This window comes from Wenyingzhuangia sp. IMCC45533, from assembly GCF_054111225.1.
In genome coordinates this window covers 603,003-624,951 of the sequence record NZ_CM134197.1, presented here as the reverse complement: position 1 = coordinate 624,951, position 21,949 = coordinate 603,003, and the positions used below count along the sequence as shown (strand labels likewise).

Annotated in this window: 22 protein-coding genes; 11 read left to right on the top strand and 11 right to left on the bottom strand. The window is 31.7% G+C overall.

Annotation, left to right across the window (positions count from 1 at the left end; all coding sequences use genetic code 11):
• Nucleotides 1-75: 75 nt before the first annotated feature.
• Nucleotides 76-2,766 (bottom strand): T9SS type A sorting domain-containing protein, encoded by a 2,691-nt coding sequence (locus tag ACXGQW_RS02725; protein ID WP_457823572.1) that lies wholly within the window; start codon nucleotides 2,764-2,766, stop codon nucleotides 76-78.
• A 139-nt stretch (nucleotides 2,767-2,905) separates the two neighbouring features.
• On the opposite strand from ACXGQW_RS02725, the gene yaaA reads away from it, so the two are divergent.
• Complete coding sequence (yaaA, locus tag ACXGQW_RS02720; protein WP_457823571.1) at nucleotides 2,906-3,664, top strand: peroxide stress protein YaaA; 759 nt, start codon at nucleotides 2,906-2,908, stop codon at nucleotides 3,662-3,664.
• A gap of 189 nt (nucleotides 3,665-3,853) precedes the next feature.
• Entirely contained in the window at nucleotides 3,854-5,758 is a 1,905-nt protein-coding gene (dnaK, locus tag ACXGQW_RS02715) for a molecular chaperone DnaK (protein ID WP_457823570.1), read from the top strand.
• A gap of 261 nt (nucleotides 5,759-6,019) precedes the next feature.
• Here dnaK and ACXGQW_RS02710 read toward each other — a convergent pair whose 3' ends face one another.
• From ACXGQW_RS02710 to ACXGQW_RS02695, 4 genes are all read right to left on the bottom strand, one after another.
• Entirely contained in the window at nucleotides 6,020-6,862 is an 843-nt protein-coding gene (locus tag ACXGQW_RS02710) for a metallophosphoesterase (RefSeq protein ID WP_457823569.1), read from the bottom strand.
• A 143-nt stretch (nucleotides 6,863-7,005) separates the two neighbouring features.
• The gene (locus ACXGQW_RS02705; RefSeq protein ID WP_457823568.1) at nucleotides 7,006-7,893 is read right to left on the bottom strand and encodes a sialate O-acetylesterase; all 888 of its coding nucleotides are present in this window, start codon (nucleotides 7,891-7,893) and stop codon (nucleotides 7,006-7,008) included.
• A gap of 153 nt (nucleotides 7,894-8,046) precedes the next feature.
• Nucleotides 8,047-8,367 carry a hypothetical protein gene (locus ACXGQW_RS02700; RefSeq protein ID WP_457823567.1) on the bottom strand — a complete coding sequence of 107 codons (321 nt, stop codon included), beginning with the start codon at nucleotides 8,365-8,367 and terminating at the stop codon, nucleotides 8,047-8,049.
• A 103-nt stretch (nucleotides 8,368-8,470) separates the two neighbouring features.
• Nucleotides 8,471-9,376 (bottom strand): histone deacetylase family protein, encoded by a 906-nt coding sequence (locus ACXGQW_RS02695; protein WP_457823566.1) that lies wholly within the window; start codon nucleotides 9,374-9,376, stop codon nucleotides 8,471-8,473.
• A 74-nt stretch (nucleotides 9,377-9,450) separates the two neighbouring features.
• Between ACXGQW_RS02695 and ACXGQW_RS02690 the strand changes: the two genes are divergently transcribed.
• The 9 genes from ACXGQW_RS02690 (at nucleotide 9,451) to ACXGQW_RS02650 (ending at nucleotide 17,564) form a co-directional block, all read left to right on the top strand.
• A complete protein-coding gene (locus tag ACXGQW_RS02690; protein ID WP_457823565.1) occupies nucleotides 9,451-9,876 on the top strand; it encodes a secondary thiamine-phosphate synthase enzyme YjbQ in 426 nt (141 codons plus the stop codon).
• A gap of 303 nt (nucleotides 9,877-10,179) precedes the next feature.
• Nucleotides 10,180-11,418 (top strand): sensor histidine kinase, encoded by a 1,239-nt coding sequence (locus tag ACXGQW_RS02685; protein ID WP_457823564.1) that lies wholly within the window; start codon nucleotides 10,180-10,182, stop codon nucleotides 11,416-11,418.
• Nucleotides 11,419-11,422: 4 nt separating this feature from the next.
• Nucleotides 11,423-12,649, top strand: a complete 1,227-nt coding sequence (locus tag ACXGQW_RS02680; RefSeq protein ID WP_457823563.1) for a histidine kinase — start codon at nucleotides 11,423-11,425, stop codon at nucleotides 12,647-12,649.
• A gap of 1 nt (nucleotide 12,650) precedes the next feature.
• Nucleotides 12,651-13,412, top strand: coding sequence for a histidine kinase (locus ACXGQW_RS02675; RefSeq protein ID WP_457823562.1), 762 nt, complete (start codon nucleotides 12,651-12,653; stop codon nucleotides 13,410-13,412).
• Between the two features lie 14 nt (nucleotides 13,413-13,426).
• The gene (locus tag ACXGQW_RS02670; RefSeq protein ID WP_457823561.1) at nucleotides 13,427-13,900 is read left to right on the top strand and encodes an ATP-binding protein; all 474 of its coding nucleotides are present in this window, start codon (nucleotides 13,427-13,429) and stop codon (nucleotides 13,898-13,900) included.
• Entirely contained in the window at nucleotides 13,887-14,624 is a 738-nt protein-coding gene (locus ACXGQW_RS02665) for a LytR/AlgR family response regulator transcription factor (RefSeq protein ID WP_457823560.1), read from the top strand. Before ACXGQW_RS02670 ends, ACXGQW_RS02665 begins: the two co-directional genes overlap by 14 nt.
• 98 nt (nucleotides 14,625-14,722) lie before the next feature.
• Nucleotides 14,723-15,631 (top strand): hypothetical protein, encoded by a 909-nt coding sequence (locus ACXGQW_RS02660; protein WP_457823559.1) that lies wholly within the window; start codon nucleotides 14,723-14,725, stop codon nucleotides 15,629-15,631.
• Nucleotides 15,632-15,660: 29 nt separating this feature from the next.
• Complete coding sequence (locus tag ACXGQW_RS02655) at nucleotides 15,661-16,599, top strand: hypothetical protein (RefSeq protein WP_457823558.1); 939 nt, start codon at nucleotides 15,661-15,663, stop codon at nucleotides 16,597-16,599.
• Nucleotides 16,600-16,604: 5 nt separating this feature from the next.
• Nucleotides 16,605-17,564 carry a hypothetical protein gene (locus ACXGQW_RS02650; RefSeq protein ID WP_457823557.1) on the top strand — a complete coding sequence of 320 codons (960 nt, stop codon included), beginning with the start codon at nucleotides 16,605-16,607 and terminating at the stop codon, nucleotides 17,562-17,564.
• Between the two features lie 284 nt (nucleotides 17,565-17,848).
• Here ACXGQW_RS02650 and ACXGQW_RS02645 read toward each other — a convergent pair whose 3' ends face one another.
• From ACXGQW_RS02645 to ACXGQW_RS02620, 6 genes are read right to left on the bottom strand one after another with little or no spacing between them, the layout of a single operon-like run.
• A complete protein-coding gene (locus ACXGQW_RS02645; protein WP_457823556.1) occupies nucleotides 17,849-18,232 on the bottom strand; it encodes an alkyl hydroperoxide reductase in 384 nt (127 codons plus the stop codon).
• A 1-nt stretch (nucleotide 18,233) separates the two neighbouring features.
• Complete coding sequence (locus tag ACXGQW_RS02640) at nucleotides 18,234-19,520, bottom strand: cryptochrome/photolyase family protein (protein WP_457823555.1); 1,287 nt, start codon at nucleotides 19,518-19,520, stop codon at nucleotides 18,234-18,236.
• Nucleotides 19,507-20,196 carry a lycopene cyclase domain-containing protein gene (locus ACXGQW_RS02635; protein WP_457823554.1) on the bottom strand — a complete coding sequence of 230 codons (690 nt, stop codon included), beginning with the start codon at nucleotides 20,194-20,196 and terminating at the stop codon, nucleotides 19,507-19,509. Before ACXGQW_RS02635 ends, ACXGQW_RS02640 begins: the two co-directional genes overlap by 14 nt.
• Nucleotides 20,197-20,655 carry a sterol desaturase family protein gene (locus tag ACXGQW_RS02630; RefSeq protein WP_457823553.1) on the bottom strand — a complete coding sequence of 153 codons (459 nt, stop codon included), beginning with the start codon at nucleotides 20,653-20,655 and terminating at the stop codon, nucleotides 20,197-20,199. It abuts the gene before it with no gap.
• A complete protein-coding gene (locus ACXGQW_RS02625) occupies nucleotides 20,648-21,109 on the bottom strand; it encodes a hypothetical protein (RefSeq protein ID WP_457823552.1) in 462 nt (153 codons plus the stop codon). The genes ACXGQW_RS02630 and ACXGQW_RS02625 overlap by 8 nt, the downstream gene beginning before the upstream one ends.
• Before the next feature lie 2 nt (nucleotides 21,110-21,111).
• The gene (locus ACXGQW_RS02620) at nucleotides 21,112-21,948 is read right to left on the bottom strand and encodes a phytoene/squalene synthase family protein (RefSeq protein ID WP_457823551.1); all 837 of its coding nucleotides are present in this window, start codon (nucleotides 21,946-21,948) and stop codon (nucleotides 21,112-21,114) included.
• Between the last annotated feature and the right edge of the window lies 1 nt (nucleotide 21,949).

Genomic DNA, 21,949 nt, shown 5'->3' with positions numbered 1-21,949 from the left:
ACACGTTACATAACTTATAAAAAAGGTTGGCTAATTTTAGCGAACCTTTTTTTTATGAGTTGTTTTGTTCCAAAATTATTTAGCAACTTTTATTCTATGTATTAAATTCTTTTTACTAGAAATCTCTAAAAAGTAAATACCAGAACTTAAATTTTCAATTGCTGTTTGATTTGTGCTAGATTGAAGCAACAACCTACCCTGGAGGCTGTATAGTTTAAGGCTCTTAAATTCAGACCATTCAATACTTAATATAGATTGGTCAATGGTTAATCTGATTTCAGAGTCAGTTGAATTAAAAAATAATTCATTTGATAGGATTCTAGTACAGCCGTTTTCGTCAACAATATCAAAAATAGGAGTGTTAGGACATAAATCATCGGGATTTAGTACTCCATCATTGTCATCATCTTTTTGGCTATTACTACACCCTCGCGAGTCAACATTATCTCCCGAAGAGGTGTTTGGACAAAGGTCGATACTATCTAATACATTGTCATTGTCCATATCACCGATAGGGCAGCCATCTGCATAAATTTTAACTCCCTCAGGTGTGTTAGAACAAATATCTTTATCATCAGTAACACTGTCATTATCGCTGTCAAAATTATTGTTTTGACAAAAGGTATATTCAACAAAATCATTATATCTAATATCAACTCCGTTTCCTCTACTTATTAATCTAGGATAGTCTTTATTTATTACTCGGGGATAGTCTTCAGTTGTATATAAAGGTAATAATTCACAATAGTTTTCTAATAAAGCATTGTTGCGGATTATAATAGAATTTACACTGTTGAGTTTTCTTAAACCATTTAATGAAGTTAACGATTCATTTTTCCATATATCTAATCTATCGATACTTGTTACGTTTTCTAGTCCTGTCAGTGATGTTAAAGAGTTGTTACCTTTTGAAAGAAATCCAATATATAGACGATTTACTTTATTTAATTTATCTAGACCAGATAATGTTCTTAATAAGTGATTACCTCTTATGTAAAAACGTTCAACTTCTTCTAAAGAATTCAATCCTTCTAAGCTAATAAGACTAGGGTTATCATCTATGAATAAATAAGATAATACAGTTGAGATGTTTTCAAGCCCCCTTAAACTCGATAGTCTTTTGTTGTCGGAAACAGATAAATGATCAATAAATGAACTTACATTATTTAAACCGTTTAAGTTTTTTAAATGATCGTTCTTTTCAATTTTTATATAATCTGATTCTGTAATATTATTTAAGTTACTTAAGTTGGCTAAATATTTATTGGAAACTATGGTTAGATAATGACATGTATGGATATTGTCAAGCCCTCCAAGTGATTTAAGATTTGTGTTATTGGTAATATTTAATGAATAAAGAGTATTTAAGTTATTTAAGTAAGTTATATTGGTAAGTAGCGTGTTGTTAGATAGATTTATTGATTTGGTATTTGCTAAATTACTCAAGCCATTTAATGAACTAATAGTGGTCTCGTTAATGGAAAATATTCCTTTCACAGAAGTAAGATTATTTAGGTTTTTGATATTATTAATATTAGGGGTTTCAATTGTTAAATTACCCGTTACTGTATTAAAATTAAATACATCAACTTCTTGTTGATTACTAAGCGTTACACTACCTCCAAAAATACCGTTACCGTTATCTCCACTATCAATAACACATTCATCGTTAATTAAATCTGCGTAAGTAGGATTATTTCCATTATGGTATATTCTAATCTGCTCAGAAGTTAATGTGGGAAGAAGATTTTTTAAAGGACAAAAGTCTAATAAGTTATCATTATAAAAAATAGTAATAGTACTTCTAAAGTTTTGAATATTTTCTACAGTAGCAATAGAGTTTAATGCTTTATTATCTCCAATTCGAATATTACCATTAACAGTTGTCAGTTTTTTAAATCCATCTAAACTTGTTAAATGTGGACTTCCAAATATTGTCAAATCTCTTTTAATTTCAGTTAAATTATCCAAGCCTTCTAAAGATTCTAGTAAAACGTCCATTTCACCGTTTTCTTCAATAAAAGAGGTAGATAAAGAAGAGAATAAAGAAAAATCTAAAAATATTTTTTCTAAACTGTTTAATCCTTGAAAGTTTTTTAGCAATGGAGTTCCAGTAATATTTAAAGAAATTACAGTTTTTAAATTATTTAATCCATTAAGAGAGTTTAATTCTATATTGTTTGAAATAAGAAGTCCTCCAGTATTATCTCTGTCTAAATCAAGTTCAGAACCAATATTTTCTAGTTTATAAAGACCTAAAAAAGAAGTTAGACTGTTATTTGATGAAACAAAAAAAAGGTGTCCTATTTGTGTCAAACTGTTCAACCCTTCAAAAGAAACTAAAGAGTTGTTGTTGGTGATGTAAATACTACCTTTTACCTCTGTTAAATCATTTAAGCCTCTTAAAGATACAAGATTTTCATTATCCTCAATTATAAGCCGAGGAAAGTTATAAGACACTTGGTATATAGAATCTTTAATTCCAATAGAAGTGAGCGAATTTAAGCCTTCTAGAGAGGATAAGGATGAGTTTTTACTTATAGTAAAATTATTATTTACTTGTTCTAGTTTCTCTAATCCCCCTAAGTTTGTAATACCACCAGGAGTAGCTTCAGAAATAGTCAAAGACCCATTAACTTCAGTGTAGTTAAAATTGTCTATTTCCTCTTGCGTAGTTAAAGTTAAATCTCCGTTATGCGATTGCGCGTAAAAAGGAGTGTAAGTAGATAAAAAGAGGCAAAGAATGAGAAGCCATAAATTTTTCATAAAAATATTTTTGCCTTCAAATATAAGGATTATTGTCTTTTTAAAATTGATTTCTTTGATTTATGTTATGGTTTCACTTACTTTTTTTAGTTGAATTGAAAGAATAAATAACTATTTTTAATTTTATAATAAATTAATAATGAAAATAGTTGTATCCCCTGCCAAGTCATTGGATTTTGAATCTGAGGTGCCTACAGAAAAATTTACACAAGGAGCATTTTTAAAGCAAGCAGAAAAATTAAATATAGTTTTAAAAGAAAAATCTCCCAAAGATTTATCTGCATTGATGAAAATATCAGATAAGTTAGGAGAGTTGAACTGGCAGCGCAACCAAGAATGGGGTTTGCCATTTACTAAAGACAATGCACGTCAGGTTGTATTTGCATTTAACGGTGATGTTTATACGGGTTTAGATGCCTACACTTTAAAAGCAAAGCAGATAGAAGTTTTACAAGATAAACTCAGAATTCTATCAGGTCAGTATGGAATCTTGAAACCTTTGGACTTGATGCAGCCTTATCGACTGGAAATGGGAACCAAATTAGCTGTTGAGGAACACAAAAACTTATATCAGTTTTGGGGGAATACTGTTACGGAAAAGTTAAACGAAGAATTAGTAGAGAACGAAATATTTGTCAATTTAGCTAGTAACGAATATTTTAAAGTGGTAAAACCAAAGCAGTTAAAAGTTCCAGTAATTACTCCTCACTTTAAAGATTACAAAGATGGCAAACTAAAAATCATCTCCTTTCATGCAAAAAAAGCAAGAGGATTAATGGTTCGCTACATTATTGACAAAAACATTGACACGCTTGAAGGTCTTAGAGGCTTTAATTACGAGAATTACGCGTTTGATGCCAATCTATCTACTGAAACAGATTTGGTATTTACAAGGTAATAGCCGTTAAAATTACATATTACAAAAGAGACAGTTGTTTAGTTTAACACTGTCTCTTTTGTGGTTTTTATGGAGTTCTGACACCTTGTCAGAATTTTCTGACAATTTGTAGAGAGGCAACCCATGGCATACATATTGACTAATCCATATTGTAAAATTGAATTAACAACATAAATAAATAACATAATTATGAGTAAGATTATTGGAATTGACTTAGGAACAACCAACTCATGCGTTTCTGTAATGGAAGGGAATGACCCAGTGGTAATTCCTAATGCAGAAGGAAAAAGAACAACACCGTCTATTGTAGCATTCGTAGATGGAGGAGAGCGTAAAGTAGGAGATCCTGCAAAAAGACAAGCAGTAACAAACCCAACCAAAACAATTGCTTCTGTAAAGCGTTTTATGGGAAACAAGTTTTCTGAAGTTTCAGAAGAAATCTCAAGATCTGCATATAAAGTAGTAAAAGGAGATAACGATACCCCACGTATCGATATTGACGGACGTTTGTACACACCACAAGAAATTTCTGCAATGACTTTGCAGAAAATGAAAAAAACGGCCGAAGATTACTTAGGTCAAACGGTTTCAGAAGCTGTAATTACAGTTCCTGCATACTTTAACGATGCACAACGTCAAGCTACTAAAGAAGCGGGAGAAATTGCTGGTTTAAAAGTACAACGTATTATTAACGAGCCAACTGCTGCTGCATTAGCTTACGGTATTGATAAAAAAGGGCAAGATCAAAAAATTGCTGTTTACGATTTAGGAGGAGGTACTTTTGATATTTCTATCTTAGAAATTGGAGATGGAGTTTTTGAAGTATTATCTACCAATGGAGATACTCACTTAGGAGGAGACAACTTTGATGAGGTGATTATCGACTGGTTAGCAGATGAATTTAACGCTGCTGAGCAAGTAGATTTACGTAAAGACCCTATGGCTTTACAACGTCTAAAAGAAGCTGCTGAGAAAGCAAAAGTAGAATTATCTTCTTCTGCGCAAACAGAAATTAACTTACCGTACGTAACAGCTACTGCTAGCGGACCTAAGCACTTGGTACAAACTTTAACGCGTGCTAAATTTGAGCAATTAGCTGCTGAATTGGTAGTTCGTTCTATGGAGCCTGTTAAAAAAGCTTTACAAGATGCAGATTTAGATACTTCTGATATTGATGAGGTAATCTTAGTAGGAGGATCTACTCGTATTCCTGTAATTCAAGAAAAGGTAAAAGCATTTTTTGGAAAAGAGCCAAACAAAGGAGTAAATCCTGATGAGGTGGTTGCCATTGGAGCTGCTATCCAAGGAGGAGTTTTAGCTGGAGATGTTAAAGATGTATTATTGTTAGATGTTACACCTTTATCTTTAGGGATTGAAACCATGGGGAATGTATTTACCAAATTAATTGAAGCAAATACAACTATTCCTACTAAAAAGTCTCAAGTATTCTCTACAGCGGTAGATAACCAACCTTCTGTTGATATTCACGTATTACAAGGAGAGAGAGCTATGGCAGCGGATAACAAAACAATTGGACGTTTCCAATTAACGGATATCCCACCAGCACAGAGAGGTACTCCACAAATCGAAGTAACTTTTGATATTGATGCAAACGGAATTATTAAAGTATCTGCTGTAGATAAAGCAACAAACAAGTCTCAAGAAATTAAGATTGAAGCTTCTTCAGGTTTATCAGAAGAAGAAATTGCTAAAATGAAAGCAGATGCAGAAGCAAACGCTGAAGCAGATTCTAAAGCTAAAGAAACTGCTGAAAAGGTAAACGGTGCCGATCAATTAATTTTCCAAGTTGAAGCACAGTTAAAAGAAGTAGAAGGTAAATTACCAGAAGACAAAAAAGCTCCTATTGATGCTGCTTTAACAGAGTTAAAAACTGCGCATGCCGCTAAAGATGTTGCTGGAATTGATAAAGCTACAGAAACTCTAAATGCTGCTTTACAAGCTGCATCTGCAGAATTCCAAGCTGCTGCTCAAGAAGCACAAGCTGGTAACGCTGGGGCCGGGGCTCAACAAGCAAAGCCAGAAGGAAGTCCTGAGGATTCAGTAGAAGACGTAGACTTTGAAGAGGTAAAGTAAACACTCAACTGTAGTATATTATTTAAAAAGGGAATCAGAGATATCTGATTCCCTTTTTCTATTTCTAACTAATGGCTTTTGATTTATAGCTGGAAATGCTTGTACGAAAAAAATAAGTATTGACTGATTCGTAGCTACTCTATCAAGTTTCCGTGACTTCATCCAAAACCAAACTGAAAAAATTGAACTGTGTAATACCTTTTTCAAGCATCTAAATAGGATAAAAGCCTACATCAAAAAAGGGATATCACTATATCTATTTTATTTTCTACTCAATGTAAACAACGTAATCTCAGGTCTTACATTAAACCTTACTTGCCATAAGTGACCCAATGCTCTATTAATGTAAAGAGTTCTATTGTTGGATAAATTATATTTACCAGCAGCATACCTTTTGTTTTTTACGGGTAGCATAGGAGGATTTAAAAAAGGAGGTTTTACTTGTCCTCCATGTGTATGTCCAGAAAGTATCCAACTGTTATAGTCTCCCCATACATCCAAATCACAAACATCAGGATTGTGGCAAAGGGCTAAGTTGGCCTCATGACTATTCATATCAGACATCGCTTCTGTTGCATTAAAATTGGTTCCCCAGTAATCGTCTATTCCAATAATATTCAATCCCTTTATATTTATCTGTTCATTTCTAAGAATTTTAACCCCTGAGGATTTTAATATTTTAACGATAGAATTTGCGACATCATTTTCTAACCAGTCTTTTCCATAATCGTGATTTCCTAAAACACCGAGAGTTGCAATTTTGCCACGGACACTATTTTTCATCACAGTAGTTAATTGCTCAAGCTGTTTGTAATCTTCGTAACTCACAAAATCTCCAGTGTAAACCACAATGTCAGGGTTTAATTTTCGTGCTTTTTCAAAAGACTCAATAATGTATTTCCAGTCAAATTTATTGCCTACATGAATGTCACTTATTTGCATTACTGTTTTTCCGATGAGACTTTCTGGTAAATGTTGAATAGGCATTTTAATCTTAACAAACTCTAGCCAAAAGGGTTCAATTTTCCAAGAGTACAATCCGGAAAGGAACCCAATTCCAATAGCACTAAAAACTCCTTTCTTTATAAATTTTCTTCTTTCCATTTTTTATCAATTGATTATTAAATATAAAACGCATTTAGTTTTTTTTATTCTATAAAACCAAAAAAGCAGAGCTTTAAATAGCTCTGCTTCTAATTTTTTACGAATTAGTTATTGAAAACACATCGAGTGAAAATTGACCTAACCTAGTGTTTTAACTGGTAAAAAGCTTCGTACATCGCTGTTCCTAATCTCTTTTGACCTTCGGTAGTATAGTGCGTATCGTCTTTTAATTTTGGGTAATCACTCCAGCTCGGATCCATACTAGTAGGTACCATAGCCGTGTACTTAACTTTTTTGTTTACGTTTTCCATGGCTGTTCTTACCATTTCAATTCCCCCTTCAAATTCTCTACTACTTCTTTTAACGTTATTTACCTGTCCGAAAACAAAAGGCATACATTTTACATCAAATTCCTCTCTGTAAGAATTTATTAGGTTTTCTAAGTTTTCTTCATAATTTGTAGCAGACAGTTCCAAACGTGTGTCTCTTTCACCTTGCATCCAAAACATTCCTATAATTTTATAAGATTTTCCTTCTTTCTCTAATCTTTCAATTTCTTTACGAATCTTGTTAGTGTGTTCAGCATACAATTTCATTTTTTTTCTAGCTTCATTAAATTCTGAGGCATTGGCTTTTTCTTGTGTCCATTGCGGACTCCAAGCTCCGTGTAAAGAAGTACCTCCTACAGATGTTTTAATAAATAAAAATTCTTGGTCAGGGTATTTTTCAGCTAAGTGTAGTCCGATAAACATTTCTGGTCCAAATTTTTCTGTATGTTCCTTTCTAGGGTTGTAAGACAGGGCAGTTCTCCAAGCACCTATTACCAACGTAACCCTATCACTAATTTTTTCTATGCGTTTGGCTGTATCCTTATCTAGTTCACTAAAAACTCCTCTACCAGCCATGTTAGATTGACCCGCAAACAGTACGATATTGATGGGTTTCGACTGGGCAAAAATATAATTGCTGGACAAACCGGTAAGTAGTAAAGTAAAAAATAAAAGTATTTGTTTGGGTGTAAAATTCATCATATTAAGATAATTAAAAGTTTGCTATTAGCTATTTGAACCACTTGTATAAGTTCATTGTAAAAATAGATTATTTTTTTAGTTGAAGAGAAAAGCCGTTTCATTTTTTTGAAACGGCTTTAAAGTTATTTTATGCTATCATATTCACAATCTTCACTAAATGCTTACAATTTCTACTTTGCTAATTCTCGTAAAAGAAAATCGATTGCTAATTTCTTCTAGCTTTTGAATAAAATTCATCAATTTTTTTTCAGGAACTTTCTCTACGAGAACTTCTGAAGTGCTTCTCCATGTAAATTTCACCTTTTGGTAAGAAGTTCTCTTGCTAATAATTCTATTAAAAAAATTCTTAACAGGGGGGTTGGAACTCCTGATAGATCTCTTTAAAACACCGCTCATAGCAGATCCATAATCGTAATCCCACTTAACTAATACAGCAAATAACTTTTTGTTTTTATTGAATACTAAATTTTTCATAAATTATTATTTAGTATAAATATACAAACAACTAATCATAATTTTTTATTTATGTTTTTTATGTTTATCATATTTAATGTTTATGTATTTCTTTTTGAGAAAGCTAGCCCCGCATCAAATTTTGTGCAATTCTAAAAGTATTGCAGTGTGCCTCTATAATCACTTTAATATCCTTAGAATAGCCCCCTCCCATGCAACAAACTATCGGAATACTTTGTTTGAATAAGGTTTGTAATACAAACAAATCTCTTTGCTTACATCCGTCAATAGTACAACTAAGTTTACCTAGTTTATCTGTTTCTAAAATATCTACACCAGATTGATAGAATACAAAATCGGGTTGCTCCCGCTGTAATATTTTGGGTAATATCTCTTTAAGTAAAGATAAATATTTAAAATCTGTAGTGTCTGTTTCTAATTCAATATCCAAATCAGATGTTTCTTTAACAAAGGGATAATTATCTTTTCCGTGCATAGAAAAGGTATACACGTTAGATTCATCTTTAAAAATTTCGGCAGTTCCATTGCCTTGATGTACATCTAAATCCAGAATTAAAATTTTTTTGGCTAATTTATGCTTTAAGAGGTAGTGAGCTGCTACTGCTTGATCGTTTAAGTAGCAAAAAGGCTCGGGTCGATTACTATATGCGTGATGTGTTCCTCCTGCCACGTTCATAGAAATTCCATGTTTTAAAGCGTAATTGCTAGCATCTATAGTTCCTTGAGTAATGATTAATTCTCTATCCACAATTTTCTTACTTAAAGGAAATCCAGATTGGCGAATTTCATCTTTGGTCAATGCCAATTTTAGTAATCTGTCTACATAAGTTTGAGTATGAGCTCCAATTAAATCATTTTTTTGAGCTTTCTCAGGTTTAAAAAAGTTCTCAAAATCGCAAGTTCCCTCGTGCAAAAGCTGCTTGGGAATTAAATCATATTTCTCCATTGGGAAACGATGTCCTTTTTTTAATGGATGTTCATAACAAGGGTGGTAAGCGATTTTTAGCAAAATTAAGGTTGTTTGTTACGTAAACAAAGTTATATTTTCAATCTTTGATATTCATATATTTTTAGTTAATCACTATGAAATTTTATCAGAAAGAACTACAATTAAAACCGAGGGAAAGAGGATACCACCTAATAACGGATGAGATATTAGACTTTGTTCCTGAAATTAACAATATCAACGTTGGCCAAATACAAGTTTTTATAAAGCATACGTCCGCTAGTTTAACTATTAATGAAAATGCAGACCCAACGGTAAGATTGGATTTTGAGACCCATATCAACAAAATGATTCCAGAAAAGTTACCTTACTATAAACACAATTACGAAGGTGACGATGACATGCCAGCACACATAAAAGCTTCTTTTTTAGGTTGTTCTATAAATATTCCTATCACTCAAGGAAAATTAAATTTGGGAATATGGCAAGGGATATATTTGGGGGAGCATAGAAATTACGGAGGTGCGAGAACCGTAGTGATTACAATTTTTGGTGTGCAGTAAATAGCTGCTATAATGTAATCTTAGTTTGATACATTCTTAATTGTTTGTAGTTAAAGACTATTTTTTATAGGCTGAGACCACTTGGCTAATCATGATAAACAAGTTAATCAAAGAGATGGATATTGTTACAATTCGTTGTTTTCGAGTCATCTTTAAAGGGCTTTAAATCATCAGTCAATAAAAATATGTAAAGTTTACAATCTAGATGAAATTTATCATTGGGAAATTTTTTGATGTATTTTGGAAGAAAATTGCATCAACTCAGCAATCCTTATTTTAACTTTAATAATTCTACTTTTATTTATGAGAAAGCTATATAATTTGATTATTAATCAAGGAGTTAAAAGTACATATTCAACAACTCAGAATAAAAGAATAGCTCTTGTAAATACTTATGCATTAATTTGGATGCATTTTACACTTTTATTTCCTTTAGCAGACTTTTTATCAAGAGAAATCGATGCTGTAGTAATTATCTCGACCGTAGCTCAAGCACTAACTTTTTTGAGTATGATACTGGTAGTTGTCTTGAACAGGTACTCTTTTAATCAATCGGCTATTTTTTTATGGATTTTTACAGCCTTTCTAAACTTTTTTAGTTTCTCTATCTACATATTGCCAGGTACTTATATGGAGTATTATTACATCATTATACCCGGTATTGCACTTTCACTATACAAAAAAAACATTATTCCATGGTTTACACTGATAGTTGCGTTTGTATTGTATTTAGCTCCTTATTACATCATTGTTGTTTATCCGCAGGATTATATAGATAGAGTTGAAGTGCCTGCTATGTTAGGAGTATTTTTAAGCTTATTTTTTTTAGTAAACTATTTTAAAAAAACAAATTTGGCCAATGAGTATAAATTAGAATTGGCATATGACAAATTAGAAGAGACAAAAAAAAGTGAATTGGCTCATTTACAGTTAAAATCTTTGAAAGCTCAAATGAACCCACATTTTATGTTCAATGCGATGAACTCTATTCAAAGCCTAGTTTTAAAAGGAGATAAACATGAAGCTTATCAGTACCTATCAAAATTTTCGGATATGATTAGAGAGAATTTGAATATGAGTGAAAAAAGCTTTGTGTCTTTTGACGAAGAATGTTCACTCCTTAAAAAATATTTAGAACTAGAAAAATTAAGATTCAAAGAAAATTTTATCTATCACATTGTTGGAGATGATTACATTGAAGATATTAAAATTCCGTCAATGATTATTCAACCTTTTGTAGAAAATGCTATAAAACACGGTTTACTACACAAAAAGGAAGGAATAAAAAAATTGCATATAAATTTTACAAAATCAGACGTGTTAGAGTGTGAGATAACTGATAATGGTGTAGGGTGTGAGCAGTCTTTAGAGATAAATAGAAAAAACGAATCTGTACATACCTCTTTTTCTACTAAAGCCATTAAAGATAGATTGGAAATTTTAAAGGAATATTACAAAACAGATATCGGCTTTAGTTATTTGCCTGCAAAAACAGGAACCATAGTAAAGGTTAAAATACCGTATTTAAAGACAGAAGATTAATAAATTGAAAATTATCAAACGCATTTATAATTACATCCTAAAAATAGGACAGTCCTCTAAATATCCTACCCCAAAAAATAAAAAAATTAAGCTGCTAAATATTTATATTCTCATCAATATTCATTTTAGTTTATTAATGCCTGTGGGAGATGCAATAACAGGTATTCTAAATTTTAAAATTTTTACATTTTATGTGGGTATGTTTTTAGCAATGTTGCTGTTATTAAAATTGGTTTCCATTAATAAAATTAAACTCGTTACAGTACTTTGGATTGTAATTCTTTTGTTTTCGATATTCATGTTCTCAGTAGTATTGGTACCAGAATCCTACAACGAATATTATTTTGTTTTTGTCCCTGGCATTGCGCTAACACTTTTTAACAAGAATAAAATAGCAATCTGCATCACAATGATTAGCCTTTTTTTGTTTTGTGTACCTTATTACATTATTAGAGTTTATCCGCTAGCGGTAGTAAACAAATTAGACGTTTTTGCAGTAATTGGGCTTTTTTCTTGCGTATACTTGCTTGTTAATTACTTTAAAAAAACGAATATAGAAAATGAGCAAAAGTTAGAACTGGCTTATGCAAAACTAGAAGTATCCAAAGAAAATGAGCTAGCAAGTTTGCGTCTAAAATTATTAAAATCTAAAATGAATCCTCATTTTATGTTTAATACACTAAATTCTGTTCAGAACTTAGTCATTAAAGGGGAGAAAAAGAAAACGTACACTTATCTATCTAAGTTTTCAAGGCTTGTAAGAGAGAATATTAATACAAGTGAAAAAATTTGTATCCCTCTAGAGAAAGAAATTTTACTTATTGAAGAGTACCTAGAGCTAGAAAAATTAAGGTTTAACGGTGAGCTGAAATTTGATATTATATCAAATATAAAAAATGAAAATATTGGAATTCCCTCAATGGTAATTCAACCTTTTTTAGAAAATACTTTGCATAGAATTTTTCATCAGGTAGATAGATACAAGCGTATCAAAATAAAAATTTCTAAAAATAAAAATACAATTGATTTCACTTTGTTGGATAATGGAATTACGGCAGAAAATTTGAGTAAAATAACTGGTGTTGGTACTTTTTACGATACCATTAGGCATATAGAAAAGCATATAGAATTGATCAATTCGTTCTACAATATTGATGTAGAATTTGAACACTATTCCAAACGAGGTGTAACTGTTTGCAAAATAAAAATTCCCTATTCTAAAAAATGTTAATATGGGGATTTATCAAAGAATAGTATCAATTGGACAGCAGCATACTCAAAACAAGCTTGAGAAAAAAAGAATAGCCTTGCTCAACACCTACATTATCATTTGGATGCATTTGAGTTGTTTTTTTATTACATTGGATTTGTTGTTTAAGCCTAAAAATCAATGGAAAGACATTGCTATTCATACCATTTCTCTAAGTATTTTATCTCTTTTTCTATTTTTAAATCACATTAATCAATTTAAAATAACTAGAGTTTTATATATTTTAAAATCGTTTACAATTTTTTACATCTTATCTTTTGTAATTACCTACAGCCCTTATACAGTTTGTTATTTTATTTTTTTACCCTTGGTGGTGATGAGTTTGTATGAAAGCAATAAGCCAGCCTATTTTTTTCTATTGGTGTGTTTATTAACCTGTAATTGGAGTGACTTGTGGATGCTAGATATTGCAGACTATAAACAATGGATAAGAAGTTTTTTTTTATTGAAAGACCCTGTGGTGAGCTCTTTATTCTTTGCAGGATTTTATTTGTTTCATTATTTTAAAAAATTAAATCAAAAAAATGAGGAGCAGTTAGAACTTGCTTATCAAAAGTTAGAAAAAACTCAAAAAGCAGAAGTAGCTCATTTACAGTTAAAGTCATTAAAAGCACAAATGAATCCTCACTTTATGTTTAACGCAATGAATTCTATTCAGAATTTGGTTTTAATGGGTGATAAACGAGAAGCTTATCAGTATTTAGCTAAGTTTTCGTTATGGTAAGAGATAATTTAAATATGAGCGAGAGAAGTTTTATTTCTTTTGATAAAGAAAAATCGTTGCTTATTAAATACCTTGAGCTTGAAAAGTTGAGGTTTAGAAATCAATTTTCGTATCAAATTTTAGGAGCAAAAGCCTTATTGCATATTAAAATTCCTACGATGATTATTCAACCTTTTGTAGAAAATGCTATTAAGCATGGACTCTTGCATAAAACAAAGGGCAGTAAAAATATTAAGATAGAGTTTGAGCTAAAAGAGGTTTTTCACTGTACTATTACAGACAATGGGATTGGAATTGAACAATCCAAAAAAGTGTATATAGCTAATAATGACTGCCACGAGTCTTTTAGTACCAACGCAATTAGAGAGCGGTTAACATTACTAAAAGACTATTATCAAACAGATATTGGGTTTGAGTATTTACCCGCAGCAATAGGAACTAAAGTATTAATAAAAATTCCATACACATTGAGCAATGAAAAAGATTAAAGCAATTATTGTTGATGATGAGTTAAGTGCAAGAGAAAATTTAGTTTATCTGCTAAATAATTTTTGTACAGATATAGTTCCCGTAGATACTTGTTGTAACGTTGATGAGGCTATTATGAGTATTGACAAAAACCAGCCTGACGTAGTTTTTTTAGATATTGAAATGCCTCAAAAAAATGGATTTCAGTTATTAAAAGAATTTTCAGATATAAATTTTCAAATTGTGTTTGTTACTGCTTACGACCAATATGCAATAAAGGCTTTTGAGGTTTCTGCTTTAGATTATTTACTAAAACCTGTGGATATTGACAGGTTGGTTGAAACCGAAAACAAGATAAAACAACAACACACTATTCACAATTTTAAATCCAGAATAGATACTTTTAAAGCCAATCGAAAAAAAGTAACAAAAATTTCTATTCCTTATAAAAGCGACTATGTAATTATTAATGTAGATGATATTATCTGTATAGAGGCAGATAGAATGTATAGTCACATTTATCTCAAAGAGGGTAAAAAATACACAGCTGCTAAAAAGCTGAGTTATTACGAAGAACTTTTTTTTGAAATCTCTAATTTTAATAGAGTCCACAGGTCATGGATTGCAAATTTATCAGAAGTAACTTCGTACTCTGTGGCCAATAAGAAAATCCATTTAGATACAATAGAAATTCCGGTAAGCAAAACATACAAAGGTGTTGTAGAGCTCTATTTGGGTAAATAAATGTTATTGGGAAACAATCTTTCGCTATTGGGAAAGATTAACATAGGTTAGTTCCTTAATAGTATCATCTTTGGTTTGGAAATAAAAAACAGTCCAAAATGAAAAACAAACCAATGAGTTTATTTTGCATTATTTGTGCCCTTACTTTGGTATCATGCGGTAGCAACTCAGACGAAATCGACGAATCTAATTCTTCAAATTCTGGACAATTACAAATAAAGCCTCAAGCCGCTACCAGCGTAGTCTTTGTGGGAGAAAGCATTTCAACAGACAATGCTTTTGATTACTCAACATTGGATTTAGATGAATCCAATGAAGATGATACTTATGTTCAGATACAAAATTACGAAGCTACTTATACTTACGTCTTAAAATTAACGGGAATATATTCTAACGAAAAGTACACTGTAACCGCAGTAGATAAAGGTAATTTAATAAGTAACGCCAAACAGTCGGCAGTCTCTCCTTCTATCCCTAGTAAAACTTTGCATTTTGACTTAGCATCTTTAGATATGAAACCGGATTTTTACACAGGAGTATTGTTAGAGTCTGAAAGTGGAAATGAATTGCCATTAAAAAACTCACTATCAACAGATTCGCGCACTATTAGATTTACAGATCAAGGGAATTCTGAATTTTACACGACCATTAGAGCTTCACAAACCAACGGAGTTATTTCCAGTAATGGTCATCCTAAGGGTCTTCAAATAAAAGCAAACCTCTATGTATTGACTAAAGCCAGAGCTTACAAAAATGTGGGAGAAACACATCAATTGGCCTTTTATACAGTTACTGATCAAACCTTGGTTAAAAAAACAGCCACGTTCACAAGAAATCAATCTGCAACCAGTGGAGGAGGTCCGAGCTACTTTACATCTATAGACTTTATTAGTCCTAGCAATATTGGTTTAGCAGCGGGGGATTATTTGGTCAGAATGGAAGTTTTTAAAAATGGAGTTGGAATTATAAAAAAGTCTCCTTTCCAAAAATTCAAAATAAGTAACTAGAAAAACAAATAACTAAAATTTATTACAAAATGAAAAAACCAAACTATTTATTAAAACTTTTATTGGCGAGTATCTTTTGCTCATCAATGTTTATCATCAGCTGTTCTGATGATAATGGAGATGATACAGAAGAAACCTTTGAAGAACAAAGCGTTTCCTCGGCTAAATTAAATGCAAATACATCTATAACTGGCAACACGTACAAGTTTGCACATGTAGACAACCAACCTATTGAATTAGAAGTTGAGGATTATAACGAAGAATTTACCTATTCATTAGAATTTACTGGTGATAATTTTGACGAAAAGTATTCTATAGATTTGACTAAAAAAAACACATCGTCAGGACCTGTCAAAGGAGATGGAGAATTTGTTAAATTGAGTAAAACGAATATAGTTGGACCTATTTCAACGACTACCTATACGACACTAGTTGCGAGCGTAGAGAATTTAGATATGCTTAGCGATACTTACAGTATTCAGCTATTAGAAAAAGAGAGCAATTCTTTAGTAGAAATTACAGGTGTTAATGAAGATTATGTAGTTGTAGATAACGATGCTACTAGTTTTTTGAGTGGAACGCAACTAGAGGATAATAATTTTGGAAAATTAACAGAACTAGATTTAAACCAAACTTATTTTAGAGTAAGACCAACCATTGTGAACTTTATTAATGGAATTGGAGTAACACTAGGTGTTTACGATTCTAACTTGAAATTAATAAATACCGTAAATAGTAATGGTAGCAATGGACAATTTGGAAAAGGTACGTTTTCCTACCGTTTTTTATCATCTAAAGTTGATGAGTTACTTCAGGACGACGGTACCTATTATTTTAGACTAGAAGAGAGTAAAAACCCCAACGATGCCAGCGATAAAGTATATAAAAATGCTATTTTTCAAAAGATATCTGTTAAAAAGAAGTCCACTTTATCAGACTCTAATGTTATCGTAGCAGTTAAATTATAAAAATTATGAAACTCAAAACATTATTTACACTTGCCATAATTTTATTAACGATGTCATGTAGTTCTGATGATTCGGATACATTGCAGCAAGCAAGCGATACACTACAGCAAGCAAGCGATACATTACAACAAGCAAGCGCAACTCAATCAGTTCTAAAAGTAAAAACAGGAAGAACCTTTCCAAGAATTTCAGATGACACAAACGATATAGAGACATACAACGTAAGTGCAGCATCTCAGATTGAAATAGAAAACCACAACAGTGGCTACACTTACAAATTACAGTTTAAGGGACAACAGTTTGGACGTACCTATTTGGCTTCTGAGGAAAAAGAAGAAGAACAAAATTCAAGAGATTTTGAAGCTAAGGTAAACGTAAATAGATTAACTGTTGATAATGAGTCTGATAATACATCAAATGCAACGGTTGTTGAGTTTGAGGTTGATGATTTAAAAATGGAGGTAGATTTTTATGAGGTGTCTTTATTAGAAGTAGAAAGTAACAATACCATTTCTGTAGGAAACTTTGCTGGAAATACTCAAGAGTATAGGCTTTTAGATACAAGCCAATCTGAGCTAGCAACGACCATTGGTATTCAAGTACCAGGAAACATTTCATATCTCACAGAGATTTCGGAAATCAGCAATTTTAATCTAAACTTTGTAGGTCAAAACGATGTAAGATTATTTACGGATAGTAACGAGACACCTCACTTGGCTTTTCTCAACGTTACTAGTAAAGCTTTAATTAAAAGAGTTGAGGTGCAAAATGCTACCACTTTTTTTGATAATAATACAAGCAGAAGGTACTATAGCTTTGATAGAATGGATTCTCCTAGTACTTTAGGAATTAGTCCAGGTAAATACTCAATAAGGTTGGAAATGCTAGATGCAGACAATCAAATTGTTTCTAAATCTCCTTTAATTCCGTTAGAAATTACAGCAAGTTTAGTTCAGTTTGAATAGGCAAAACGATTAGAAAAAGAAAAATTATCAATAAAATTTTGTTTTGTTTATAACCCTCCGTATACTGGCTATGTACGGAGGGTTTATTTTATATTTAGCGTAAAGTTGGTTTAAAAAAAGTACGTTGATAAGTGCAAATTCATATGAATATTTTGTGTTACAATCCATGATTTACTCTTTAAAATTTATTTTCTCGATGTAAATTTTTTACCGAAAATCATTAGTAATAAAAAAATGAAATCTAATCTAATCTAATCTCTTCCGTTATAACAAACTCTCGTTCTTTAGGTCAATTTCCAGTGTTGCTTTTTGTGTACGTTTAGCATAATATATCCAAATGGAATCCACCAAATTAGATCATTAAAAATTAAAGTGTAAAAAAATTCAAAAGGAACAATGCCTTGAGCGTAATTACCAATAAAGCCAATAGGGCCAAAAATTTTTCCTAAAAAACCAACAGCTATGACAGGCCAATGTTTAAGTGGGTTATAAGATGCCCACCAATAACCTAAACCATAAACACCGACAATCATTCCAACTCCTTGCCAAATCATGGGGAGGTTAAGTCTTTCCATTCCTACCAAATCAAAAAAGTGATTAGGGAATAAAACTACCCAAGTGCCCCATACTAAATTATAAATTGCGGCTAGTTTTAGCGTTATTTTCATATTAAAGATTATTTAAAGCTTGTTTATAGGTGTCAATAGCGCGTTCTCTAGCAAATTTGTGTTCAACCATAGGTTTAGGATATGCAGGTTCGTCTAATTCAGGAACCCATTTTTTAATATAGGTTAAATTTTTATCGAATTTTTGTATTTGCGTAGTAGGATTAAACACTCTAAAATAAGGAGCAGCATCGCAACCCGTACCTGCAGCCCATTGCCAGTTTCCGTTGTTGGCTGATAAGTCATAATCTAACAGTTTACTTGCAAAATACGCTTCTCCCCATCTCCAGTCTATCAGTAAATGTTTGCACAAGAAACCAGCAGTAATCATTCTAACTCTATTATGCATGTGTCCCGTAGTATTTAACTCTCGCATTCCTGCATCTACCATAGGATATCCAGTATTTCCATCGCACCATTTCTTAAACTCCTCTTCGTTGTTTCTCCAAGGAATATGATTGTACTTGGCTCTAAAGTTTTCATTTTTTACATGTGGAAAGTGGAAAAGTATTTGCATAAAAAATTCTCGCCAAATCAATTCACTTAAATACACATCACTCTGTTCGGGTAAATCGAGAATTACCTGTCTAACGCTCAAGGTTCCAAAACGCAAATGTGGTCCAATATGCGTTGTGTGGTTTTCAGAAGGGAAATCCCTGTGATCTCCGTAATCTTTAATTTTTTTTGGTTGATAGTTGGGTACTTCAATATCGGATTTGGAAAAACCAATATCTTTGAGTGTAGTAATATCAAATTGATGGTGGATGAAATTTCTGTAATTGATATCTACCGCCTCTAATTTGATGTTTTCAAAAGCTTTTAACCATTTGTTTTTATAGGGTGTGTAAACAGTATAGGGTTTACGGTCTGCCTTTAAAATTTCATTTTCTTCAAAAATGACTTGGTCTTTGTATCTCGAAAATACACACTTATTTTTTTCTGCTAGTTTATATATTTCTCGGTCGCGTTCTAAAGCATAAGGTTCGTAATCCTTATTGGTATAAATGGTCTCTATATCGTAATTTTCAAATAACTGTTGCCATACTTCTAGAGGTTTTCCTTTAAGAACTAAAAGACTACTGTTATGTTGTTTTAGTAAATCGTTTATTTTTAACAGTTGATGGTGTATGAAAGTAACTCTAGCATCTTGTTTATCTAAATGCGTTAAAATGTTGTCATCAAAAATAAAAATAGGCAACACAGGGTTTTTACCAGACAAAGCATTGTTAAGTCCTGTATTGTCGTGTAAACGTAAATCTCTTCTAAACCAAAATATATTAACTTTTTGCATTTAATTTTTGCTTGAAATATTGATGTAAATAAATGTTACTGAAGATAAGTAGCATACCGTAAAAAGTATCTTCTAAAGGAATGGTAAACATCCTGATTCCCAAATTCTCAAAATTGTTATACCAAACAATAGGCTCTTGTAAAAAACTACCCGTTAAAATTCCATTACTCACAAAAAAGAAAGGGAGTATAGTAATAAAACTAACGTAGTAGTAAAAGAGATTTATCTTTTGTTGTCTTAAAAATAGTAGAAAGATACCTGTTAGCAAAAAGGTTAGAAAAGTATACCAACGGTTATAGTTTAAAATGCTAATCCCCAGTAAAAACATAGCTAATACATAATTAATTTTATGTAATTGAATATTAGTTCCTTTGTTGGGTAATAAATATTGATAGGCAAAAAAGGTAAAAGAACAAGCGTAAGGAATACAGATAAAAAACAGGATTTCTTCTAAGGGTAAGTGCCCTACATATATTCCAGTTAAATATTTTGGGTTGAAACCCCAAATTCCCATGCTCGTAAAAACTTCATCCCAAACCAAAAATAATAGGGCAATAGTAAAACAGCTTAAAAAAAAGGGTTTCCACTCTTTGTAAAAAGCATGTTTAGGATAAAAGCTAAATATAAACGGAATTAAAATACAGCTAATATCAATAATCAAATAGGTGTATTGCATTTAGAAATACTGTTTAAAATATTTAATAGGTACGTATAACATACCGTAACACTCTCCGTCTTCTTTTCCCAAATGTTTGTGATGGACTTTGTGCGCTTTCCTCAGAGATTTTATATAAGGATTTTTAATGTTTTTGAACAAATCAAATCTTTGGTGTATAATAATATCATGAACAATAAAATAAGCAAGTCCATAAAACAGAATTCCCAAACCAACAAAAAATAAATAATTTAACTCGGGTCTTATTCCATAGAAAAATAAAGCGATACTTGGAATGGCGAAAATAACAAAGAAAGCATCGTTTTTCTCGAACACACCTTGGTATTTAGGTTGATGATGATCTTCATGCAAATACCATAGAAAACCATGCATCACGTATTTATGTGTACACCACGTAATACATTCCATCAGTAAAAAAGTACCAAGGGTTGTCAGTATATAGATTGGTAAATTATTCATTAGCTACTTTCTTTATGTGTTCTAAAATTGTTTTTTTGTAATCCTCGTCCATATCATTACTGTGTATATTTTGCATGATATAATTGTAGTCTTCTTCTATGTCTCCATCATAGCCTAGAAAGCCAGGAGCCATTTTTTGTGTAAGCCATCTGATATACCTAGCTTCAATATTATTAGGGTATTTTTTAATAAAATCATCTAACATTTTTTTACCAGTATTAAAATAAGTTAGTTTTTTCAAAGGAGACCATCCAAACTCTGCCTTTTTCATGGTTGCAGCTGCATGGTACGGAGTAATTTTGTAACAATCTGACTGTTGACACAGCAGTATCATTTCGTTCAATTGTTTTTCATCTACCCCAGCTTGAAATATATTTCGAATTGTACTTAAGTTATCACAATCGGGTTGTGCTGTGTTAAAAAAAAAAAGTAAAGTAAGAATGAGTGTTTTCATAATCAAACTAATTTTAATGAGTACTTAGTGTAAGCTCTCATTAAAATTAAGATTTTTGTTGGATTAGAAACTCTAATTCTTTCATTCATTATTTGTTCGCTAGTTGTTTTTTTAAGTTTGTGTAGCAATTTCAAGTAATATTTATAAGCTAAATAGACTCCCATTTTACTTTCTATGGGTAGTTTTTTAATTCCAATCAAGGCTTCTTCAAAATCACGATCGATATCATTGATAATTTCTTGCTTAGTTTCTCCATCCATTGGTAACGAAGTTAAATTAGGAAAATAAGATCTTTCCAAACTTTCCAAATCGTTTTTTAAATCTCTTAAGAAATTTACTTTTTGAAAAGCCGAACCAAGCTTCATAGCATAGGGCTTTAGCTCTTGGTATTTTTGTTCGTTGTTGTTAACGAAAACTCTCAAACACATCAATCCTACAACATCTGCAGATCCGTATATATACTCTTCGTATTCTTCTTGCGTGGCATAAGTGGTTTGAGATAAATCTCTTCTCATGCTTTTTAAAAAATCTTCTACAAAGGGTTGTAAATCATATTTGCGCACTACCTCCTGAAAAGAATTGAGAATAGGATTTAAACTTATTCTACGCTCTAAAGACTTTCTGTATTCACTTTCAAACTCGTCTAATAATGTTTGTTGTGAGTAATCAACAAAAGTATCAACTATTTCATCTGCATAACGAACAAAACCATAAATGGCATAAATTGCGGGTCTTATGCTAGGCTTAAATAGCAATATCCCCATAGAGAAAGAGGTGCTATATCTTTTAGTAACCAACTGGCTACATTCGTAACTAGTACTATCAAATAATGCTTTCATG

What these genes read in the sequence shown, in the direction of transcription:
- ACXGQW_RS02725 (WP_457823572.1), bottom strand. Translation starts at nt 2,766, where the DNA reads ATGAAAAATTTATGGCTTCTCATTCTTTGCCTCTTTTTATCTACTTAC.
- ACXGQW_RS02625 (WP_457823552.1), bottom strand. Translation starts at nt 21,109, where the DNA reads ATGAAAACACTCATTCTTACTTTACTTTTTTTTTTTAACACAGCACAA.
- ACXGQW_RS02660 (WP_457823559.1), top strand. Translation starts at nt 14,723, where the DNA reads ATGAAAAACAAACCAATGAGTTTATTTTGCATTATTTGTGCCCTTACT.
- ACXGQW_RS02620 (WP_457823551.1), bottom strand. Translation starts at nt 21,948, where the DNA reads ATGAAAGCATTATTTGATAGTACTAGTTACGAATGTAGCCAGTTGGTT.
- ACXGQW_RS02685 (WP_457823564.1), top strand. Translation starts at nt 10,180, where the DNA reads ATGAGAAAGCTATATAATTTGATTATTAATCAAGGAGTTAAAAGTACA.
- ACXGQW_RS02650 (WP_457823557.1), top strand. Translation starts at nt 16,605, where the DNA reads ATGAAACTCAAAACATTATTTACACTTGCCATAATTTTATTAACGATG.
- ACXGQW_RS02640 (WP_457823555.1), bottom strand. Translation starts at nt 19,520, where the DNA reads ATGCAAAAAGTTAATATATTTTGGTTTAGAAGAGATTTACGTTTACAC.
- ACXGQW_RS02670 (WP_457823561.1), top strand. Translation starts at nt 13,427, where the DNA reads ATGAGCGAGAGAAGTTTTATTTCTTTTGATAAAGAAAAATCGTTGCTT.
- ACXGQW_RS02645 (WP_457823556.1), bottom strand. Translation starts at nt 18,232, where the DNA reads ATGAAAATAACGCTAAAACTAGCCGCAATTTATAATTTAGTATGGGGC.
- ACXGQW_RS02690 (WP_457823565.1), top strand. Translation starts at nt 9,451, where the DNA reads ATGAAATTTTATCAGAAAGAACTACAATTAAAACCGAGGGAAAGAGGA.
- ACXGQW_RS02665 (WP_457823560.1), top strand. Translation starts at nt 13,887, where the DNA reads ATGAAAAAGATTAAAGCAATTATTGTTGATGATGAGTTAAGTGCAAGA.
- ACXGQW_RS02675 (WP_457823562.1), top strand. Translation starts at nt 12,651, where the DNA reads ATGGGGATTTATCAAAGAATAGTATCAATTGGACAGCAGCATACTCAA.
- ACXGQW_RS02635 (WP_457823554.1), bottom strand. Translation starts at nt 20,196, where the DNA reads ATGCAATACACCTATTTGATTATTGATATTAGCTGTATTTTAATTCCG.
- ACXGQW_RS02705 (WP_457823568.1), bottom strand. Translation starts at nt 7,893, where the DNA reads ATGATGAATTTTACACCCAAACAAATACTTTTATTTTTTACTTTACTA.
- ACXGQW_RS02630 (WP_457823553.1), bottom strand. Translation starts at nt 20,655, where the DNA reads ATGAATAATTTACCAATCTATATACTGACAACCCTTGGTACTTTTTTA.
- yaaA (WP_457823571.1), top strand. Translation starts at nt 2,906, where the DNA reads ATGAAAATAGTTGTATCCCCTGCCAAGTCATTGGATTTTGAATCTGAG.
- ACXGQW_RS02655 (WP_457823558.1), top strand. Translation starts at nt 15,661, where the DNA reads ATGAAAAAACCAAACTATTTATTAAAACTTTTATTGGCGAGTATCTTT.
- dnaK (WP_457823570.1), top strand. Translation starts at nt 3,854, where the DNA reads ATGAGTAAGATTATTGGAATTGACTTAGGAACAACCAACTCATGCGTT.
- ACXGQW_RS02710 (WP_457823569.1), bottom strand. Translation starts at nt 6,862, where the DNA reads ATGGAAAGAAGAAAATTTATAAAGAAAGGAGTTTTTAGTGCTATTGGA.
- ACXGQW_RS02700 (WP_457823567.1), bottom strand. Translation starts at nt 8,367, where the DNA reads ATGAAAAATTTAGTATTCAATAAAAACAAAAAGTTATTTGCTGTATTA.